Origin of the sequence: Paenibacillus stellifer (genome assembly GCF_000758685.1) — a bacterium.
In the GTDB taxonomy this organism is placed as follows: Bacteria; Bacillota; Bacilli; order Paenibacillales; family Paenibacillaceae; genus Paenibacillus_AQ; species Paenibacillus_AQ stellifer.
On the sequence record NZ_CP009286.1, the window covers coordinates 2,356,406 to 2,376,153 of the forward strand.

Consider the following 19,748-nt stretch of genomic DNA (forward strand, 5'->3'; position numbering starts at 1 on the left):
AAAATTGAATAAAGGAACTGAAACAAGGGTCAACGTACATATGCTAAACTATATCGAAACGACCGGGCAAGTTCCGCTAGCCTTGCTTGTTCGGGCACCCGGCGTTTGATCCACCGCTTCTTAACCAGACGAATAAGAGCTGAAGCGGGATTGCCGCTATTTACCTGCCGCAGCCCGGGGAGGCCTTCGCTTCATATAAGAGAAAAGGGGACTTACCAATGAATCTGCTGCAAGCGCTATTCTTCCCGCCGGAACAGCCCGGCGGCGTATCCTCGATGATTCCCTACTTGCAGGAACGCTTTCATTCCAGCCGCTGGGACATGGAGCTGTTCTGGCTGCCCAAACGAATCCGCGGCAAAGGCACGGAGGAAGTCGTGTTTGAAACCTTTGACTGGACCCCGTATGGAGACAGCCCGGTCGTACAAAAATATATCCAGACGTACCGTGATTATTTATGGTGGACGAAGCTGCGCCTGAACAAGCACTATGATTTAATCCACGCGCATCATCCGATCGCCGGCTTGGCGATGAAGAAGGTGTTCCCGGACGTGCCGCTCGTCCAGACCTTCCACTCCAGTTACGAACGCGAGCTGATCCTTAACGGTAAAATCGCCGAGAACGGGCCGGAGCATCAGTTCCTGACTTCCATTTACAGAGAATTGGAGCATGTCAGCGACCGCCTGATGACGGTATCCCGCAATTTTGCAGATTATATGTCTCATTATACGGATAACCCTGAGCGCATCCAAGTCATCCCGAACGGATTCGACGAGAAGCGCTTCAAGCCGGTCCCCCACGAGAACGATGTTCCACAGCTGGTGACCGTTACACGGCTTGTTCCCGCTAAGGGGATTGACGTGCTGTTCCGGGCATGCGCTGAACTGAAGCAGCGGGGACTTGAATATGTGCTGCATATTATCGGAGACGGACCGTCCCGTGCGGATCTTGAGAATCTGGCCAGATCGCTCGGCATATACAATGAAACGATCTTCTACGGGTATACGCTGCATCCCGAGGAATTTATGCCCTTCTTCGATATTTTTGTACTTCCATCCCGGGCGGAGGCCTTTGGCTCCGTCTTCGCGGAGGCGGCGCTAAGCTGCCTGGCACTGGTCGGAACCGAGGTCGGAGGCATACCCGAGCAGATCGAGGATGGTGTGAACGGCCTCCTGGTCCAGCCCGATGATGTCACGGCTCTGGCCGATGCGCTGGAGAAGGTCATCACCGATCCTTCCTACCGTTATGAGCTGTCCCGGTCGGCCTGGGAGAAGGCGAAGAACCAATACTCGCTTACCCGGATCGCCAACGAGCTCAAGAAGACATATCTCCAGATAAAGTCGGAGGCAGGCAAGTAGAACTTTAGCTTTAGAACGGCGTAGGATTTCGGGCCGAACCCTATTAGGTTCCAACTAATCTGTGTCTCTTGGGGATACAATATGGATCATCATGTAAAAATCTCAAACGACATTTGGCCGCCTCAGGGCGGCTTGTTGTCTGCACGGGCTCAATCCGGTTTCTTCGGCCGGTTGCGTCTTCGTTATTTCCGGGCTGGACCTGGCACAACGTCTTTAACGGAAGAGGTAGAGTGGGAGGCTGCCTCCTCCGGTCCGTCTGAAGCGCCAGGTGGCTGCGAAGGGGTAAGGATCAGCTTGATGGCCCAAACCAGCGAGAGCGCTCCGAACATGGGGTAAAACAGCGAAAGCAGCGAACTGAAGCCGAATTGGCTGAAGATGTAGCAGAGCAGCATGACAACGGGTGTGATGGCCGAACGGGAAAAACGGGTGCGCTGCTCAAGCTGCAGTGTGACGCCGTAAATATCGGCGACAAAGGTGCTGAATATTTCCAGGAAGATCAGCAGCAGATACACCAGGCTCACCAGAGGACCGAGTCCGAAGGCGATGCTGCCCATCGGGATTTCAAACTGCAGGATGCCCGGCATATGTGCGCTCATCGCATAATGCGCAGCCATCAGCATGAAGCCGATGCCGAGACCTCCGATAATGCCTCCCCATATGAGCGGGCGCTCGCTATCCGATTGGCGCGCCATTGGGACAAGCACAGCCTGTGCCATGCCGAGGTTGAATGCTGTATAGAGAAAGGGCGACATCCAAGCGACGACAGGACTCCGTTCGGTTACGAGGGTCATGAAGCGGTGTGCGCCGGGATGCCCCACTGTATTGAAGATAATGAGAAGCGACAGCGTCATCATAAGCGGAACAACAATACTGTTCATTTGCAAAATGCCGGATATGCCGCGTTTGAGCAGCAAGTATGATCCAATGACAGTCAGAATGAGACCGGTCTGATAGTGCAGTCCCAAATGCTCCTGAAAAATTGCTCCCGCTCCAGCCAGCATGATGCTGTTCACTCCAATCAGAATGACGAGTGTGAACAGACTGATGACGGAGCCGGTATTCCGGCCGAACAGATGCCGGTTGAAGTCTTCATACGACTCGGCCCCGATCCGGCGGGCGAGAATCATCATTTTCGTGCCCAGCCATATGAAGAATCCCATCGAGAGCAGAATCGTCAGCACGGCCCATCGCCCGTATTGGGTGAAGAATTGAAGAATTTCCTGGCCGGTGGCGAATCCGGCCCCGACGATGGTGCCTATATAGGTAAAAGCAATTTGCAGCGTTCGCAGCGTTTGTCTCATTTTGTCCTCCTCAACGGCTCAAAGCGGGTGCAATTTGCGTCAATGCTGGCGGATATGCTTGTGTCATGCGCATAGTACAGGTTATGATGATGAGCAGAAGGACATGACTCCGCTGTTACCTTCGCTTGCGGAGACGACCGGTGCAGAACAATGGATAATGGAGGCGTTAGCGTCATGGAAATATTGAAGAAACGGATTTTGGAGGAAGGGGTCGTCATCTCCGATCAGGTGCTGAAGCTCGACGGGTTGTTGAATCATCAGGTCGACCCTGAGCTCACGATGGAAATGGGACGGGAGTTCGCGAGACTTTTTGCCGATCAAGGGGTAACCCGGGTAGTAACGGTGGAATCGTCGGGGATTGCAGCCGCTTTTGCCACCGCTTACGAGATGAAAGTGCCGCTCGTATTCGCCCGACGCAAAAAGACGCTGCTGGCCGATCCTGATGCGCTTTGCGAACGGGTGCCTTCCTTCACCAAGGGGATCGTCACGGATATTATGATCAGCCGACAGTTCATTTCGCCGGATGACAAAATCCTGTTCATTGACGATATCATTGCCAACGGCGACGCGGCCCGCGGACTGATCAAGATCATTAACCGTTCAGGCGCTGAGCTGGTAGGTATGGGCGTCGTGGTGGAGAAATGTTTCGAGGCCGGAGCGCGGACAATCCGGGAGCAGGGCGTCCGGCTGGAATCGCTAGTGAAGATCAAATCGCTTGCAGGCGGAAGAGTTGAATTCGAGTCGTAACCTGATAAGTTACAAATCGTGACGAAACAGCGAACAAAGCCTAATTTTCTAACAATTGCTTTCCACCTTAATCATTTTCCTTTATAATAAGGGCAGACATAGGAGAGGAGGCGTCACAATGGGGAAAGAACCGGTGACAGAACAATTCTTTATTGATAAATTAGCCGAGGCTAAGGATCACTTCGAGCGTGCGCTCGATTGCAAGCACACGGAGTTTGACGATCTGTATCCCTATATGATTGAACATCCTCAATTCTTTTGGTACAAACGCTATGTTGCGTGGTCGGAGCTTCTGACAATCGCGGGTCTGTGCGAAGAGCTCGAATTCGACTGGAGAGCGAATTTCACAGCCAAACAAGTGGAGTATCTGGAACAACGAGTGATGTCCGCCAAAGTGTTGGACTTCTGGTTCGAGAAGAACGAAGCGCTGATATAGGTCAAACACGTTCGAGATGCATGCCTTCATGTCAATCTCGTTATTTGAAAAGACCCCAATGAGACCTTCATTGAGGTCTTTTTTATAATATCGGAATGAATAATCTTCAATGGCTTGGCTCCCCGATATTGCAAGAAAAACTACCGCTAAAGAGGGATTCGGCAACTTCTTCGAGAAGGCTTCGATTAGAGTTTTTCTTATAATATCGCCCCCTGATTTCACCTGAAGAAAGAGAAACCGGATGAAAGGAGAACTCCGTATGATCAGCGACGAGCAGCTGAATGAGTATCGTCTGTCGGGCGAGAAGGTCCGTGTTGTCCGCGATGCGCTGGAGAGCAACGATGTTGTTGGCATCGTCATCGCCTGGGACGACAGCCAGGTTATGATCCGCCGGCCCAACCGCCGGGTCGTCAAGCTGGACCGGAGTTACATCATTCAGCCATTTTCCGATAATCGGCCCAACATCTTTGGTTAATGTGAAAGACGGCTGTGGAGCCCGAACTCCCCGGCCGTCTTTTTGTAGTTTCGGCTATTTGATTTCTTTCGTGAGTCTACGTCAGGTCAGTCAAGGCATCAAGCAGGATGCTCATGTCTTCGTCTGTTCCGACCGTAATACGCAGGTATTGATCAATGCGCGGCTTTGGAAAAAAGCGGACAAAAATGTTGCGGCTCCGCAGCGCTTCGTATAATCCTTTTGCGGGCAGGCCCGGATAGGAGGCCATCAGAAAGTTCGTGCTGGAAGCAATGACCTCAAAGCCGGCAGCGCGCAGCAGGGAGGTTGCCTTGCTTCGGGTGTTCACGATGGATGCAAGATTGCTCCGGAAGGTCGTCTCATCCCGTAGCGACGCGATGGCTCCCGCCTGTGCGATCCAGTCGACGGTGAAGCAATTCACACAGTCTCTGACCCGGATCAGTGCTTCGATCAAATCAGGATGGCCAAAGGCAAGCCCGATGCGCAAACCGGCCAATGAGCGGGATTTGGAAAATGTGCGAATGACAAGGAGGTTATCGTAGAACGGGAGCAGCGGGATCGCGGACTCGCCGCCGAAATCGACGTAGGCTTCATCCACAATGACAACTGCCTCCGGATGGTTCTTGGCCAGAGCTTCAATCTCTATGAGGGGCAGCGCTTTGCCTGTCGGTGCATTCGGATTTGCCAGAATAATGCCATCGCATGGCTCAGCAAAAGCCTGAACCGAAACCTCAAACTCCGGTGTCAGTGGAATTGTCTGGTAGCTGATTCCGAAGAGATCCGCATACACCTCGTAGAAATTGTACGTAATATCGGGAATTAGCAGCCAATCGCCGGGATCGAAGAACGCTTTATAACAGAAGGCGAGGATTTCATCCGAGCCATTGCCTGCAAAAACCATTTCCGGTGATGTGCCATAATAACTTGCCGCCGCCTGCCGAAGAAGCGTGCAGTTCGGATCGGGATACAATTTCAGCCTTTCGGTAACGGCGGACTTCATGGCTTCCAGAACAGCTTCGGAAGGAGGATACGGGTTCTCGTTCGTATTCAGCTTCACCAACCTGCCCGTGCGCGGCTGCTCTCCCGGAACATAAGGGATAATGCCCTTGATCGTCTCGCTCCAGTATTTGTTCATGATAACCCCTCCAATCCCCGCATCCGGCACGGAGTCGGGTTTTAAATATGTATATGTTAACCGGGCGGATGGAGGAACCGGTTTGAATCCAAGGGCAAATCCCGCAATGTCACAGACGTGTTATCGGCGAACGGCGGGAAGTAAATTTTGCTCTATCCGATACTGCAGCATGCAGAGGTGCTGTGCTTATAATGCATTTGCTGATCAGCCTGAATTGTTGACCGTTTACCATATAAGCAGAATACGCAGAAACTACACAGGCAGCTCCTGCGAATGCAAGGGCTGCCTGTGTGTAAATATTGAGGATCATCATATCGGTCATCATCATCTCAAACAGAAATCACTCTATCTGATGGATAGAGCGAATGGAATAACCTTCTCATCACGGGCGGCAGTTGGGAATTCGCCGGCTAAACCTAAATAGGCGCGCATGCGAACCGTCATTTCCCGGCGGAAGCTCGGCCATTCAATGCATATATCCCCTGAGGTTCCCCGGCATTTGTACTGGGCTTCCACTCCGTGCTGATCCTGGCGGACGGTCGAAATGACAATGTCTGCACTCTCTAGTTCACGTTTCACTTCCTGAAGCATCAAGGCCGTCTTCTTGGCTCCGATGGAGACCATTTCCATATATAGCTGAGGCATCTTGAAGAGGCCGCTCTTGCCGATAACACGGCAATCACGTTCGAAAACTTTATGAATGAACGTTAGCAGCAGATAACTTCTGACTAGAGACAGTTCCTCCTGGTTTGCTTCCTGATTGCGATTGATCTTGGCTGTTGCCGCCATCTGAATCACCTCGTTATATAGGATACGAACCTTTGTTCTCATTATACATGCTGGTGTTATCCTAGGCAAGATTTAACCGCTATTTTATGAAAAAAATGTTAGTCTGGTGAGACGTAATGGTGCTGGGGAGATGATTTATGTTAGGATCGACAAAAAGCAGCCAACCAATGGCAAGCATGAAACAATAAAGATCAGGGGGTATCAATGATGCTGCGGCTAGAGGAAGCTTGTGAGGAGAATGTGGAGGAGATGTGCCTGCTTCTTGACGAATTATTTGCCATAGAACAGGATTTTGCCGGTATTCGCGATGTTGAGAAGCAGAGAAAGGGATTGAAATTGATTCTGCATCACCCTGACCGGGGCAGGCTGCTGCTCCTTAAGCGGGAGGATCGGGTTGTCGGAATGGTCAATTTGGTGTTTGTCTTCAGCACAGTAGAAGGAGGCTCTGTCATCCAGCTGGAGGATTTTATTGTGGCAGGGGATGAAAGGGGAAAGGGAAGCGGTCGTTTTTTTATGGAACAGATTGTGGAATATGCTAAGTCCCATGGATTTCTGCGCATATCTCTGCTGGCCGACTCCGGCAATGCACGCGCGCTGGCGTTCTACGAGGCTGCAGGCTATCAATACTCGAATATGAAGTGCTTGCGTCTCAGTCTTTCCTAGTAGACAGCAGCTTTTTTAGATAAAAATGCAAGGACTATCAAAAATAACTTAATTTAAAAACGAAAGTGTCGATAAATATATTATGTTCTTAAAACTTAGGCCATTGGCACTATTTATAGTGTCGCAAGGCAAATGATACAGGAAGGGGAGAAGCTGATTAAGAACAGAAGAACGGCAGTGAAACAAGAAGTGAAGAAGAAATCATCCGGTACGGAAGTGAAAGGGGCAGCATGGCAAGCATGATGATTAGGCAGCGTAGAAATTATTCACTGGTTCTTCTTTTTACCTTATTTCTGGGATTAATATCCATGTTTCAGACCGCTGACGTTAAGGCAGCAAGCCTATACAAGTGGAGCAAAGTCTCGACAACTGGACTGGAGAGCGTGGCGTACGGCAACGGGGTTTATGTGGGTGTAACATCGGCGGGAAAGCTAGCGGTTTCTGACGACTTGCTGACGTGGGAAGCGCTTGACGTGTCCGCGTTATCCCTTCGGTCATTTGCTTTCGTTACCTTTGTCAACGGCAAGTTTTTCGCCGGGACGTACCGGGGAGACTCAGTGCCCGAGACGAGCCCCAAAGCCTTTGTCTTAATCTCGGATGATGGCAGACACTGGACGGCGGGGACGGGCGCAACGAATTATTCCAACTATGCTTTCTCAACGGTTGCCTATGGGAACGGTAACTATTTGCTGTCTTCCTCCAATGGAGGCGACCTTCTCAAGTCCCCAGACGGCGTATCTTGGACAAACATCTCCGGAACCGGTGCCCTTGGCAGAATCAGTGATCTGCAATATTTGAACGGTGGCTTTATCGGACTTACGACAGCTGATTATGTCACTAGCAACATTGTAACCTCAGCCAATGGAACGTCCTGGACGACAAATACCTCGGGCATTGGAAGCAATCTCAACCGCTTGTACTCGGACGGCAGCCTGGTTTTGGCAGGCGGAAGTCAGGGGAAAATTTACAAGAGCCCGCAGGGATCGGATATTCCAACTATTGAAGCGTCAATAAGCGGAGATTTGATGAATGGCACCGCTTATGCCGCCAACTTCGTTTCTTTCGCGTTCGGAGCAGGACAATATATGGCCGTATCCTCCAATAATGGCGTTGTGGCTTTCTCCAACAATGGTTTGCAGTGGAGTACGACATCACTTTCTTCCGCTTCGTTGAGAACAGCATTTTTTAAAGACGGAACATTCTTTATCTGCTCCCGGGATGGCGTCTATAAACGTGTGCCTGCATCGCGGCCAGTGATCGTTACTGGAGCAGTAACGGACATAACCTCCGATTCGGTCGTGATCGAAGGTGAAGTAACTTCCGTCGGCAGTGATCCGGTTACGGAGCGCGGCGTTGTGTACGGAACCGTTCCGGATCCGACAACCAGCGATGCAAAGGCTGTGGCCGGACTGTCTGCCGAAGCGGGGACGTTCAGCGCTACCCTTAACGGGCTGGACGAAAACACCGTCTATTATGCCAGAGCTTATGCCGTTAATGAGGTCGGGGTCTCCTACGGCTCCGAGATTTCGTTCACGACTCTTGAACCGAACCGGATTCCGTCCGCTGGCAATTTGAGCGTCAGCGTTACATCTGGAACTTACTTCGAGGGCGAGCTTCCAGGGAGCGACCTGGATGGAGATGCTCTGACTTACACGATTACCTCGCAAGGGACCCAGGGGACGGTCAGTCAGTCGCAGGCAGGAAGCGGTGCCTTTACCTATACGCCTGAATTGGGTGCGATTGGCAGCGACAGCTTCACCTATACGGTTACCGACGGCAAATCTGTGCCAGTAGCGGGAACGGTGCTGGTGACCATTCTGCCTTCAGGTGCGGCAGGATTGACGGCGCTTCAACTGCAATCGGTCTCCCTTGCTCCAGATTTTGACCCGGATATTCTCTCTTACTCGGCAACCGTAGCCAACAGCGTGTACAGCACGACAGTTACTGCTACGGTGTACGGCAGCGGGGCGAAATTGCTGGTTAACGGCCTTCCTTACAATGGAGAGTCTATCGGGCTGGAGGTCGGCGCCAATGTCATAACGGTTTCGGCACTTGCCCAGGATGGTGTAACGGAGAAACAGTACCGGATCGAGATCGAACGTGAGGAGGAATCGTTACCTGCGAGTCCTACGCCGGAAGCGACTCCTTCACCGGAAGCAAGCTCTACACCGGAAGCGAGTCCTACGCCGTCTCCGACTGTAGCACCGAATCCTTCCGCTTCGCCCACAGCCGCAGGCATTAAGGTTGTTATCGGCAATGTTCCTCAGGAATTGTCGGCAACGGTACGCGTAAATGAACAAAATGGCAGAACGCAAGCAGTTATTGAGGTTGACAATGATAAGGTCATTCAAGGGTTGATTGAGAACAAGCAAAATGTGCTGATCGAGTATCCGGCTTCTGCGGATTCCGTTGTTGTCGAGCTTAATGGACAACTGGTCAAGCTGCTTGAGGCTAGACAATCCACTCTGCAGATTGTAACGGACAAAGCGGTGTACAATCTGCCTGCGAATCTGTTAAGAATTGATGAGATTTCGTCAAGCCTAGGCAATCCGCAGCTGTTATCCGATATCAAGTTCAGCATCGAGCTTGGCAGCGCGGCGCCAGCCGACGAGCAGGCGCTAAAGGCATCGGCTGGCAAGCAGGCTTATACGCTCCTTGGTCCGGCGATCGACTTCAACATCAAGGCGATCTATAACGGCCAAAGTGTGAATATCAACCGGTTCAACGCATATGCTGAACGTTCCATCATCCTGCCTCAAGGTATGGACGGCTCCAAAATCACTACGGCTGTCGTCCTGAATAGTGACGGAACGGTTTCTCATATTCCGACCAGGGTGTCTGTTGTGAACGGTCGCTATACGGCGGCGATCAATAGCTTGACGAACAGCACTTACGCGCTCGTGTGGAAGTCGGCTACCGCATATCTGGATACAGAACGGCGCTGGAGCCGGCAGGATATCGAAGAGATGGATTCCCGTTACGTTTTGGAAGGAACAGGCAATGATCGATTCGAACCGCAGCGTGCGATTTCGCGCGCAGAGTACGCGGCTGCTGTAGTCAGAGCATTCGGCCTGCGGGCAGAGGGTGTCTCCGGGACAGGCAAGCCGGCTTCCTTTACGGATGTGTCCGGAACCGCCTGGTACGCGAACCCGGTATCGGTTGCCGCCGGGTATGGCCTCCTCACCGGCTATGAGAACGGCGCTTTCCAGCCGGACAGCCCGATCAGCCGCGCCGAGGCCGCCGTCGTGCTTGCCCGTGCGTTGAAGCTGGCTAACCTTGAAGCTGCCAGCAGTGAAGCCGCAGTGCAGACGGAGCTGTCCAAGTTCAAGGACGGCGCATCTGTTCCCGCCTTTGCGCGTGACGCCGCAGCACTCGGGGTTCAGCTCAATCTTCTTCGGGGCGAAGCCGGTTATCTGAACCTGAAAGCCGGCGTTACTCGTGAAGAGACGGCTGCGCTGCTCAACCGCGCACTGAAAGCGGCGGGTTTGATCTAGGTTTGGCATTGGATAGTAAGCCGAACCAACCAGAACCGAAATAAGGCATTGATAAGGCATTTATGCGAATGATTAATCCCGCATAAATGCCTTTTTCAACTATTCAAATAGTTAATTTAGAAAAAGAATTGACTTCAAACTCCCTACATGGTATGATCTATCTTGTGGCCGCGAAATGAAGCGGTTCAAATATGCGGTCGTGGCGGAATTGGCAGACGCGCACGGTTCAGGTCCGTGTGGGCTAACCCCCCGTGGAGGTTCGAGTCCTCTCGACCGCATTCCATATAATAACTTACAGGCTCTTGAAGTGGCTTAAAGCCATCAAGAGCCTGTTTTTTTATAGCTTCTTTTCGAAGCCTTCCATCGGTGCAAGGGAATTATGATAATTCTTTACTTCCTGGGCATCAGTAGTTAAGTGGATCACTTCTTTAAATGAACCTTCCAAGTAAGCTTGCATTGCCAATGGAATTCGTAGTTCATTCATTTCATTAGGAGAAATTTTATAACGAATACTGCCAAAATCATCTGACTCAACCTTTTGTACCCACTTTGGCTCTCGAATAAATTCTCGGCCGATTGCCACAAGGGCAGCTCTAGAAGTAATTACTTCTTCAGCATCTTCAGACCGTTCAACTGAGCCGACTCCAATAAGCGGAATCTTGTTGTCCAGGGTTTGTACGAATTTGGTTAACATGGGTTCTTTATCATCAGAATTATTTAATGAGGTTCTTTTATAGCTTCCTATAGACAAGTGAATGTAATCAATAGAAGTGTCAATAAGCGCTTTAGCAAAAGCTAAAGAATCATCTAAGCGAATTCCAGGTGTTTCAATTTCTTCAGGAGAAATCCGATAACCCACGATAAACGGTTTGTCAGCGTATTTTTTCACGACAGAAGTGACCTTGTTAATTACGGACAAAGGAAATCTCATCCGATTTTCAAAGCTCCCGCCCCATTTGTCTGATCTGTGATTGGAATTCTCGGAAAAAAATTGCTGCAGAAGATAGGTGTTAGCTCCATGAAGTTCAACGCCGTCAAAGCCAGCTTTAATGGCTCGTTCAGTAGCATCCCCAAAATCTTCAATAATGCTTTCGATCTCCTCACTCGTTAATTCGCGTGGTGTTTCAGAATCCTTTGGGTAGGCTGCTGCAATTGCACTTGCACTCTGCGGCTGTGCACCGCGTTATATTTTTGAGTTTGATTTGCGCCCCGCATGGAAGATTTGCACAACCGCTTTTGTGCCGTCCTTGTGGATCGCTCTTGAAATTTTGGAGAGACCTTTGATCTTAGAATCATCAGCAATGGATAACTCACCTTCAAAGCCTCGTCCCCCTTCGGTTACATAGGCTACTCCTGTGATTATCATTCCAGGGCCGCCAGCGCGTTCTGCGTAGTAGTCCACTTCATCATTTGTGATAGAACCATCATAAAAGCTGGACATCGCTGTCATTGGCGCCATTACGACTCTGTTCTTCAGAGTCAAACCATTTGCAAAATGATACGGTTGTAGAAAATTTCTTGTTTCCATCGTTGCTTCCTCCTTATTCAATAGCTTTCATGTCTTTGCATTCATTTCGTCCTAATCGTGAAGTGAAGTATAATAAAAAGATAGTGTGCACTTTTAAGATAGGTACTATCAAACAGGAGAGTATGGAAATGATCGAAGAAGATCTTGTTAACGTTAGACCGTTTGCATATGCCATGTCATTAATTGACGGGAAATGGAAAGTGCTTATCTTGTTTTGGTTATGGAAAAAAGAAATATTACGATATGGTGAGTTGAAAAGAGCTTTGGGCACTATTACACACAAAATGCTAAGCGGCCAGCTTAAGGAATTAGAAAAAGATGATCTGGTCATCCGCAAAGAGTATCCGCAAGTGCCGCCGAAAGTAGAATATAAGCTGTCACAAAAAGGTCAAACGCTGATGCCTGTCTTGCAAACACTTTGTACCTGGGGTACCGATCATATGGATGATAAATAGATCTAACGAACGATCAATTCTGATATATACCTGTTGTTTGAATTTACGGACGAAAAAACCCGTTAAGATCCTTGGTTTTACAAGGCTTTTAACGGGTTTTAGTTTCCGATCCTATGAGTTATAATCCGCTAATATTCTGATAACGGATTCAACGTTCAATCCACCGGAACGATTAAGGAAAATAAATGGCTATCGCTTCGAAGCAAGGGAATAAGCTGATTTAAATGCTTATCGTATAAGTCCCAGGCTTTCTCCATCAGCCAATTTTCCGGCAATAATTCTTTCGGCAAAAAAGGGTCTTCCAGCAAAATTTCACCGAATCTCTCCCCAAGCTCCAAAACCTGCAGCAACACATTCCATGGGGATACCACCGTGAACGGATTGAGTAAAGCCGACCATTCTTCTAACTTAACGTTCGCCCACTCGATAAATTGATCGTATTTTTCATGAATGGTTTGGACTGGCCAAATTTGCTCGGCAAGGGAGGCTGTGATCGGGCCATATTCAAGTTCAACGCTGCCCATCCGAATCCATTCTTCCAACCCGGTTCGTTTGGCAACCTCCAGTACAGATGTGTTCCGATTATAGGGACAAATGAACACGCCGTCGTATAACAGACCGTAGCCGATTTGTACCAGCTCCCGCCGAAAGGTGTTCCGCAGGGAGCGAAGCTGTTCGGGAATGCTGAACATGACAAAATGCCAGCGCCCATCCCAGGCCTTATTCTCGCCGGAGATCTTAAGCTGGAGGCTCCGTATAACGCCCGCACCCGATTCTGTGAGCGTATATTTCCGATCCTTTGAAAGGATATATCCTTTTTGCTTAAGCGTGGAAAGGGCGTTACGAATCGTTTGTTTTGATTTACCCCGATCCTTGTAGATATGAATCAGTTCAGATGCTGTAATTTCGTGGCGATGCTGGATCATGTACAGGATTTGTTTCTCTAAAGAGACCATGCAGACACCTCGATTTATACATATGTATTTCTAATTATACCTAATGTGTTACGCAGCAGCAAACGGTTTCATGCAAGGACTGAGTATTCTATAACAAAAATATTGACTAGCGCACTCCTTGATGTTACTCTCGTCTACAGAAACAATAATATCCAATTACAGTATATAGTGGATCGGAGGGGAGAGATGCGTCAAACTGCCTGTTCTTGGGTTGAGTCAAATGTCGTAGCGGAAAGCTCTATTATTGGCGAGAACTCAACGTGGATACGAAGAGGAACACGGATCGTTCAGTCGATCATTGAGGAAGGAGTTTTTGTCGGCTTTCGATGTCGGGTAGAGCACACCCGGCTTCAGCATTCATTGATGTTAGGCGCTCGATGTTTGCTGCTTGGAACGAAAGAGTCGCCAATTACAGGAGGCCGCTGAAGAACTTACAGTTTTTCAATCTTGGTGAGAAGTGAATACGTAAAAAAGACATCCATTCCCAGTATATGGGGGAGGGTGTCTTCTTTTTAGGGGCGTATTGCTCCTTATCCTTACTCTGCTATCTTTAATATTCGTTTTAGGTTTACAGCAAATATGGCCATCGCACCTTGTAACTGCATGCCAAGCAGACCCGAGGATATCGCTACATCATACCCGTGTCCATGTTTAAGCTCACTGTTCTTCGCTTCAATTTTGTAACGTTCCTTCGCTTTTGTCTTAAAATACTCCGTTTCCTGGAACGCCATCTGCTCCGTGTGCTCTTCAGATTTAATCGTTACGGAGTAGGTCTTGCTCTTGGCTCCTTCTTTGTAGCAGCCTTCCCTAAGCGGGCAACGCTTGCATTGATCCACATCAAAATAATAGGTAGTCTGCTGGTTTTGGCCCTCGCCCTTCTTGCCTTGCCGAGCCTTCCGAATGGCCATGTGTCCAGCTGGACATACGTACATGCCTGCATCTTTGTTGAACAAAAATTCGTCTTCTTTCTTTCGCGCGCCCTGCGTAATGAGCGGATTTAGTTTGGAAACCAGTTCAATTTCATTTGTTTTCGTGTAAGCAATATTTCCTTTTTCTGAATAGGCTGTATCCCCAATCACCGTTTTGACCTGCATGCCAGCCGCTACGCTCTTTTCGATGAGCGTCTGCAATTGCTTGCCGTCATTCTGTTCGCCTGTTGTAATTACAGCCGCTGTAATGATCCGTTCTTCGGTCATCGCAAGATGAGTTTTGTATCCAAAAAACGCGGAATCTGCACTCTTATGTCCCACGCGCGCATCCGGATCTGCCGCCAAACGAAGCTGCTCAACATCATCCGCAACCGTTTCTTTTAGCAGGTTGAGCGGCTCCAGAATTTTGGGCACCTGTGCAATGCCGCTCTCGTTTTCGATGAAGTGGACGAGTTTTTGGCAGTATGTAAGTTCATCCTCGAGTTCGCTCGTCGTATTCTTTGCCGGCATCTTGGCCTTGGCCGATTCATCCATGGTATACACGGCTTTTCGTAATTTACGTGCACGGTCTTGCAAAATTTCTTGGGGCGTTTTTTGGTTGTAGCGTGCTTTCGTATGCGTTGCGTCGACGATGATGGAGTTGCTCTTCAGGATATTCTGCTCGATGGCAAGTTCTACGGTCTTACCAATGAGCATGTCCAAGAGATTCATGTCTTTCAACCGCAGTTTACGGAATTTCGTCAGAGAACTGGGGTCGATTACCGAGTCTTCTGGTGCCATGCCAAGAAAAAATTTGAACGAGAGGTCGTACTTTGAACGCTCAACAATATCTACGTCAGACAATTCAAAGATTGCCTTCAGAAGCAAGTATTTAAACATGCGAATAGGGTCAATGGCGTTGCGTCCATTGTCCAAGCAGTATTTCTTTTCGAGTTCCTCGTATATGAAAGTGAAGTCCACCAAATCGTTAATTTGACGAAGCATATTGTCCTTTGGTACAACGATGTCATACAATGCCGCGTAAGGACTCAGGATTAAAGTTTGTTGTTGCCGTATCATCCGCACTCACCCGCTTTTCGTTATGACTCCATTATACAGAAAAAGGTACAGCCTCTTCAATTTAATTGAAAGACTGTACCTTTTTCTATGAGATGGACTTTTTCAGTGGCCTCCAATTACAGTAGGCTCTTTCTGTTGGCTTGGCGGCGGTGTAATTGTAGAGAAGGGTGTTCACATTGGTGAAGGCGCGATTATCGGCGCAGGCAGCCATGTGATCTCGGATATACCCGCCTATACGATTGCTGTCGGGCAGCCAGCCAAAGTCTTGAAGGTGAGAGAAATCGAAAGGGATGAAGCGCCAGGCTTCTCAGATTTCCTTGCCCATATCCGCAACCAGCCGATTTCGGCTCCTAATGCAGTCGGGGCACAAATTGGACAGCGAGCGTTCATCACGGCTTGTCTTTCTGCCGGTACCGACTTCCGTATGGGAGAGGACGGTATTCTGATCGGACAGAAAAATGAGAATAATGAAGGCGGAATTGTTGCCGGACAACATGTATCACTGGGCAAGCAGGTAATTCTTGAGGCTCTAGGTGGAATTCGGATCGGTGATGCCACCCGCATTGGTGATGATGTTCTGATTATGACAACAACGCATGACTATGGACTGCTCAGTTTACCGCAGTTGCGCAGGCCTGTCTCTATTGGCTCCAACGTGGAAATCGGACACGGAAGCATCGTGATTGGAGGAGTAACTATCGGTAACGGAGCGACCATTCTTCCTGGCTCTCTCGTTATTCGGGATGTCAAAACAAATGAAACAGTTTCCGGAGTACCAGCTCGCCCCTGTCTGCATGATGGAATGAATTCATGGAATTGATAGAAGGAGATGATCTAGTGCTTATTTCATTGGTCCCGATTGTAACGGGTTCCGGTCACAACATGCGTATTTATTCGTTGGCGCGCGCCTTGAGGCAAATTGACCCTAACCTGGAGCTGGAAGTTTATCTGGGTTCGCTGCAAACCATTTTTACCCCGATGTTCGAAGAAATTGGCGTTCGTGTAATTGATATGTCCCCCAAACAGGCTGTTGACCACTCCAAGCACTCGCATTTATCCGACTTTCTCAATTGGAAAACTATGCTCGAAGATTATCTCTCACCTACCTTCTACAACTCACAGCGGATTCTCCGGCTAACCCGGCTATTTCTGGAATCTCGTCCTGATGTGGTCGTTGCAGATTACGATTTCAGTGCCCTTGCCGCAGCGGATATAGCCCGTATACCCAGTGTGTTGATTACAGAGAGATACAATTTTACGATCACAGGCATTACGGATGATGAATTAACGAATGCGGGCTTTGAGGTTCATACCGATGAGCTGAAAGATGTCCGTATTGTGCTTAACCAGCTTTTCGAGAAGCTTGCTTCTTCCACCGCTTATGTGTTGACAGACAAGCCCTTTGTGGAGCAGATTGACCGTGATACACTCGCGGAAGAATTAATGGAATCGGGAAAGATGAAATTCGTTGGTCCCATGATACGGCCTATTGACAAAGAATTCAACAACTATGCGGTCCGAGAATCGTTTGGTATTAAGGAATCGGAGTTTCTTGTTGTGGCGACGATGGGCGGCACCTCCATGTTTCGGGAGAACATGTTGGCCATGCAGGAGGCGTATATCCAAACCTTTGAGAGCTTGAAGCGGCAGATTCCAAATGCACGAATGATCCTTATCGCAAGAGAAAATGTTGAAGTTCCGGATGGAATCATTTGCTTGACCTATGTACCTAACTGGATTCCGCTCCTGCGTGCTGCGAATGTTCTGCTTGCGCATCCAGGCTGGATTACGGTTACCGAAGTCTCGGCGCTGGGAGTCCCGACGGTGTTTCTGCTAAGTTCTGCCAAAGAATATCACGAGCTGGAGGCTTACAGACGACTGGAACTTCTAGGCTATAGAATTCAGATGGGAAGAGATGTGAATGGATTGACGGAGCATATTTTACAGCTTCACGATCCTTCGGAGAAGGACAAACTCTTGATTGCATACCGAAAAGTTGCTCCCGATGCCAATGGGGCTTTGCGGGCCGCTGAATTGATTGTACAAGCGGCTGAAACCGGCATAACCGGCCGTCCCGAAATTGTCTCAACGCCATAGCGCCCATATTTGCTTCATGCCATTCTGACCCTATCAATTTTGGTTTGAAATTTAGATAAGAGGAAAGGTGACCGTATGAGCCTATTGGTGGAAAGCAAGAGTCAATTGGACTTTTTATGGGATTCATTAGTGGATCGGGAGTATGGCGGCGTACTGACCTCCGTAGACGCAAATGGCGCAGATTTCATCTGCGACGACAAGCGGCTGGAAGATCAAGCCTTGGCGCTGTTAGCATTTGCCGGAACTTCACGCTATCCTGAACGCGCACATTCGATTGCTCAGAGTTTATTGAACCTTCGAGATCCGCAATATCCGGGGTATCTGGAACTGACAGACCGGTATTGGCGACCGCACGCAGCCGGCTTTGTCAAGACACTCAGTCACCAGTTATTTACTACGCTGGCGCTCTTGGAATACGGCATTCGCTTTAACCGTGAGCAGGAGGTACAGGAAGCTTACCTGCTGCTGGACGATATTTTGCAAGCGGCGCGAACGCACAAGTTCGCACGGCTGATTGACCGGGATTGGGGTACTGTACTTGACGACCATCGCGATCTCAAGACAGTCGCTGCAGCCTCCCTTGTATTGGAGCGGGCAGGGAGATTCAATAAAAGCAGGAACTATTCCGAAGATTGGGATTTTGTCACTGAACACCTGACAAGGTTCGTTGACGAGGAGCACGGAGGCGTGCATGATCTGCTCACTTCAGAAGGAAGGCCAAATCTGATTGCGGGAAAACGGCTTGATTCCATGGCGCTGGCCGCCTACGCGTTGGCCCGTCTGGGGAAATCGCTGAACTCGTCCGCATTCCTGGATAAGGCAGAGCAAATCCTTGAGTTTATCCATGCGCATATGCTTCATCCGATGTTTGGCGGCTATTGGGATCGATCGGCTACGGATGGCAAGGTGCAAGTAGACGGTATTCAAGGCTATTACGGAAATGTATCTCCATTTCCGGTATTGAAGGTAAGCGATCATGCGATTTTGCTGCTTGCCGCTCACGAAATCGGAGTACAGGCAAAGAAGGATACTGTTCTGGAGGTTGCTCGAGTTGCTACGGCTGTAATCCGGAATTACACCGATCAGCGGCTTGGAGGGACTTTCCTTGGGCAAGGGAACTGGTTCTCGACACCTGTGGACCCGACAGTTCCTCTGGGCCGACATTTTTGGGTGCCTCCTTTTACCCCCGGATCATTTCATGCAGGAAATTTCGCTTATTTGCCTCTTCAGCAAAAACAAGCCCTTACGCAGGCGTGGACCGGATTTGCTCTGGAAGCATCGGCCGATACCGTGCTGAAGGTGGGCTCAAACGGTGATGTTTCCGGTCCTGTCTCAGCTTCCGAAGCATTACGGATTGAAGAAGATTATCTGGAAGACAATCTCACAAGCAGTATCAAGAGTCTTGAAGACCCCCTGATCGACATTCCTCATTATATTCAATGGCTGGAGCAGACGAAAAGCGGCGGCGGCTATGGATTGACACCTTATCGTTCGCCCCTTGGCTACCGTTCTGACCGATCAAGCCAAGTGTTTTCGACGCTGCATGTACTCGCAGATTTTCATGTGTTGAAGAAGGAAGTAGTAGATAAATCGATCTTGGTGGACACCATTCGCTTGTGCCAAAATCCCGATGGGGGCTTTGGCGAACAGCCGGGTCATCCGAGTGAGGCTTTTACAACCTATTGCGGTGTGTTGTCTTTGCATATTCTGGGAGAAGCTCCGACTAATCCTGACGCTTGCATCAATTACTTGCGCAGTTGCCAGAATCAAGATGGCGGTTTTGGCAACGCACCCGGTTATCGCAGCGATGTGTGGCATACGAATCTGTCTGTCGCCGCGCTTCAGGCGCTTGGGTCAAGTCCGGCCGATCCGGCGGCATGCGTCGGCTTCATCGTATCTTGCTCAGATGATCAGGGGGCATATAGTATTCATCCCGGCGCCCCCGTTGATACCTTTTCAGCCTACCGTGCCATCAGCTCGCTCTATCTGCTTGGCTATCATCCGCCACAACAGGAGAAAACGGCGAATTGGTTGAAATCTCAACAGACGACAGATGGCGGCTTTGTCTATAGCACGGGCCGATCTTTGAGTTTCGTGGGCAGCTACCATGCCATCGCGGCGCTGTATCTCTTGGGTGAGCTTCCCGCTAACGTGACGGCTTGCAAAAAGTGGATGGCCGATCACCAAAACCCGGACGGAGGATTCGGCAGACAGCTTGGAGGAATTTCCGATACTACTGATGAAGGCTTCATTTGCCTGCATAGTACCTATATGTTGGATAATGCCTTAAGCCGATATTGGGTCGCTATAGTTTCTTGATTGGATTCGGAAT

At 49.5% G+C, this 19,748-nt stretch carries 15 protein-coding genes, 1 tRNA gene and 2 pseudogenes; 12 read left to right on the plus strand and 6 right to left on the minus strand.

The window, feature by feature from the left end; all coding sequences use genetic code 11:
- Nucleotides 1-218 precede the first annotated feature (218 nt).
- The gene (locus PSTEL_RS10645) at nucleotides 219-1,355 is read left to right on the plus strand and encodes a glycosyltransferase family 4 protein (RefSeq protein WP_038695187.1); all 1,137 of its coding nucleotides are present in this window, start codon (nucleotides 219-221) and stop codon (nucleotides 1,353-1,355) included.
- Nucleotides 1,356-1,537: 182 nt separating this feature from the next.
- On the opposite strand, the gene PSTEL_RS10650 is transcribed toward PSTEL_RS10645, so the two are convergent.
- A complete protein-coding gene (locus PSTEL_RS10650; protein ID WP_038695189.1) occupies nucleotides 1,538-2,656 on the minus strand; it encodes a YkvI family membrane protein in 1,119 nt (372 codons plus the stop codon).
- A gap of 174 nt (nucleotides 2,657-2,830) precedes the next feature.
- Between PSTEL_RS10650 and PSTEL_RS10655 the strand changes: the two genes are divergently transcribed.
- From PSTEL_RS10655 to PSTEL_RS10665, 3 genes are all read left to right on the plus strand, one after another.
- On the plus strand, nucleotides 2,831-3,403 hold the full coding sequence (locus PSTEL_RS10655; protein WP_038695191.1) for a xanthine phosphoribosyltransferase: 573 nt from the start codon (nucleotides 2,831-2,833) through the stop codon (nucleotides 3,401-3,403).
- A gap of 118 nt (nucleotides 3,404-3,521) precedes the next feature.
- Nucleotides 3,522-3,839, plus strand: coding sequence for a hypothetical protein (locus tag PSTEL_RS10660; protein WP_038695193.1), 318 nt, complete (start codon nucleotides 3,522-3,524; stop codon nucleotides 3,837-3,839).
- 259 nt (nucleotides 3,840-4,098) lie between these two features.
- A complete protein-coding gene (locus PSTEL_RS10665; RefSeq protein ID WP_038695194.1) occupies nucleotides 4,099-4,314 on the plus strand; it encodes a hypothetical protein in 216 nt (71 codons plus the stop codon).
- Nucleotides 4,315-4,390: 76 nt separating this feature from the next.
- Here PSTEL_RS10665 and hisC read toward each other — a convergent pair whose 3' ends face one another.
- Complete coding sequence (hisC, locus tag PSTEL_RS10670) at nucleotides 4,391-5,446, minus strand: histidinol-phosphate transaminase (protein WP_038695196.1); 1,056 nt, start codon at nucleotides 5,444-5,446, stop codon at nucleotides 4,391-4,393.
- A 345-nt stretch (nucleotides 5,447-5,791) separates the two neighbouring features.
- Nucleotides 5,792-6,277, minus strand: a complete 486-nt coding sequence (locus PSTEL_RS10675) for a YhjD family protein (protein WP_245625126.1) — start codon at nucleotides 6,275-6,277, stop codon at nucleotides 5,792-5,794.
- A 162-nt stretch (nucleotides 6,278-6,439) separates the two neighbouring features.
- Here PSTEL_RS10675 and PSTEL_RS10680 point away from each other — a divergent pair, with 162 nt between their 5' ends.
- The 3 genes from PSTEL_RS10680 (at nucleotide 6,440) to PSTEL_RS10690 (ending at nucleotide 10,670) form a co-directional block, all read left to right on the plus strand.
- Entirely contained in the window at nucleotides 6,440-6,898 is a 459-nt protein-coding gene (locus tag PSTEL_RS10680) for a GNAT family N-acetyltransferase (RefSeq protein WP_038695198.1), read from the plus strand.
- A 308-nt stretch (nucleotides 6,899-7,206) separates the two neighbouring features.
- Entirely contained in the window at nucleotides 7,207-10,392 is a 3,186-nt protein-coding gene (locus PSTEL_RS10685) for an S-layer homology domain-containing protein (RefSeq protein WP_038695199.1), read from the plus strand.
- 193 nt (nucleotides 10,393-10,585) lie between these two features.
- A tRNA-Leu gene (locus tag PSTEL_RS10690) sits at nucleotides 10,586-10,670 on the plus strand.
- A gap of 59 nt (nucleotides 10,671-10,729) precedes the next feature.
- Here PSTEL_RS10690 and PSTEL_RS10695 read toward each other — a convergent pair.
- Nucleotides 10,730-11,920: pseudogene (locus PSTEL_RS10695) on the minus strand (NADH-dependent flavin oxidoreductase).
- Nucleotides 11,921-12,048: 128 nt separating this feature from the next.
- On the opposite strand from PSTEL_RS10695, the gene PSTEL_RS10700 reads away from it, so the two are divergent.
- Nucleotides 12,049-12,375: a winged helix-turn-helix transcriptional regulator gene (locus tag PSTEL_RS10700; RefSeq protein WP_245625127.1), complete on the plus strand. Its 327-nt coding sequence runs from the start codon at nucleotides 12,049-12,051 to the stop codon at nucleotides 12,373-12,375.
- A 155-nt stretch (nucleotides 12,376-12,530) separates the two neighbouring features.
- Here the strand turns inward: PSTEL_RS10700 and PSTEL_RS10705 are convergent, their stop codons facing one another.
- Both PSTEL_RS10705 and PSTEL_RS10710 read right to left on the minus strand, forming a co-directional pair.
- On the minus strand, nucleotides 12,531-13,331 hold the full coding sequence (locus tag PSTEL_RS10705) for a PaaX family transcriptional regulator C-terminal domain-containing protein (RefSeq protein ID WP_038695204.1): 801 nt from the start codon (nucleotides 13,329-13,331) through the stop codon (nucleotides 12,531-12,533).
- 536 nt (nucleotides 13,332-13,867) lie between these two features.
- The gene (locus PSTEL_RS10710) at nucleotides 13,868-15,319 is read right to left on the minus strand and encodes an IS1182 family transposase (RefSeq protein WP_038692958.1); all 1,452 of its coding nucleotides are present in this window, start codon (nucleotides 15,317-15,319) and stop codon (nucleotides 13,868-13,870) included.
- A 115-nt stretch (nucleotides 15,320-15,434) separates the two neighbouring features.
- Here PSTEL_RS10710 and PSTEL_RS28715 point away from each other — a divergent pair.
- From PSTEL_RS28715 to PSTEL_RS10725, 4 genes and pseudogenes are all read left to right on the plus strand, one after another.
- Nucleotides 15,435-15,521 (plus strand): annotated as a pseudogene (locus PSTEL_RS28715) (acetyltransferase); the annotation flags it as partial.
- Between the two features lie 9 nt (nucleotides 15,522-15,530).
- Entirely contained in the window at nucleotides 15,531-16,139 is a 609-nt protein-coding gene (locus PSTEL_RS28415) for an acyltransferase (protein WP_052098357.1), read from the plus strand.
- Complete coding sequence (locus PSTEL_RS10720; RefSeq protein WP_169744567.1) at nucleotides 16,130-17,416, plus strand: glycosyltransferase family protein; 1,287 nt, start codon at nucleotides 16,130-16,132, stop codon at nucleotides 17,414-17,416. The genes PSTEL_RS28415 and PSTEL_RS10720 overlap by 10 nt, the downstream gene beginning before the upstream one ends.
- A gap of 75 nt (nucleotides 17,417-17,491) precedes the next feature.
- Nucleotides 17,492-19,735, plus strand: a complete 2,244-nt coding sequence (locus tag PSTEL_RS10725) for a prenyltransferase/squalene oxidase repeat-containing protein (protein WP_038695206.1) — start codon at nucleotides 17,492-17,494, stop codon at nucleotides 19,733-19,735.
- The last annotated feature ends 13 nt before the right edge of the window (nucleotides 19,736-19,748 follow it).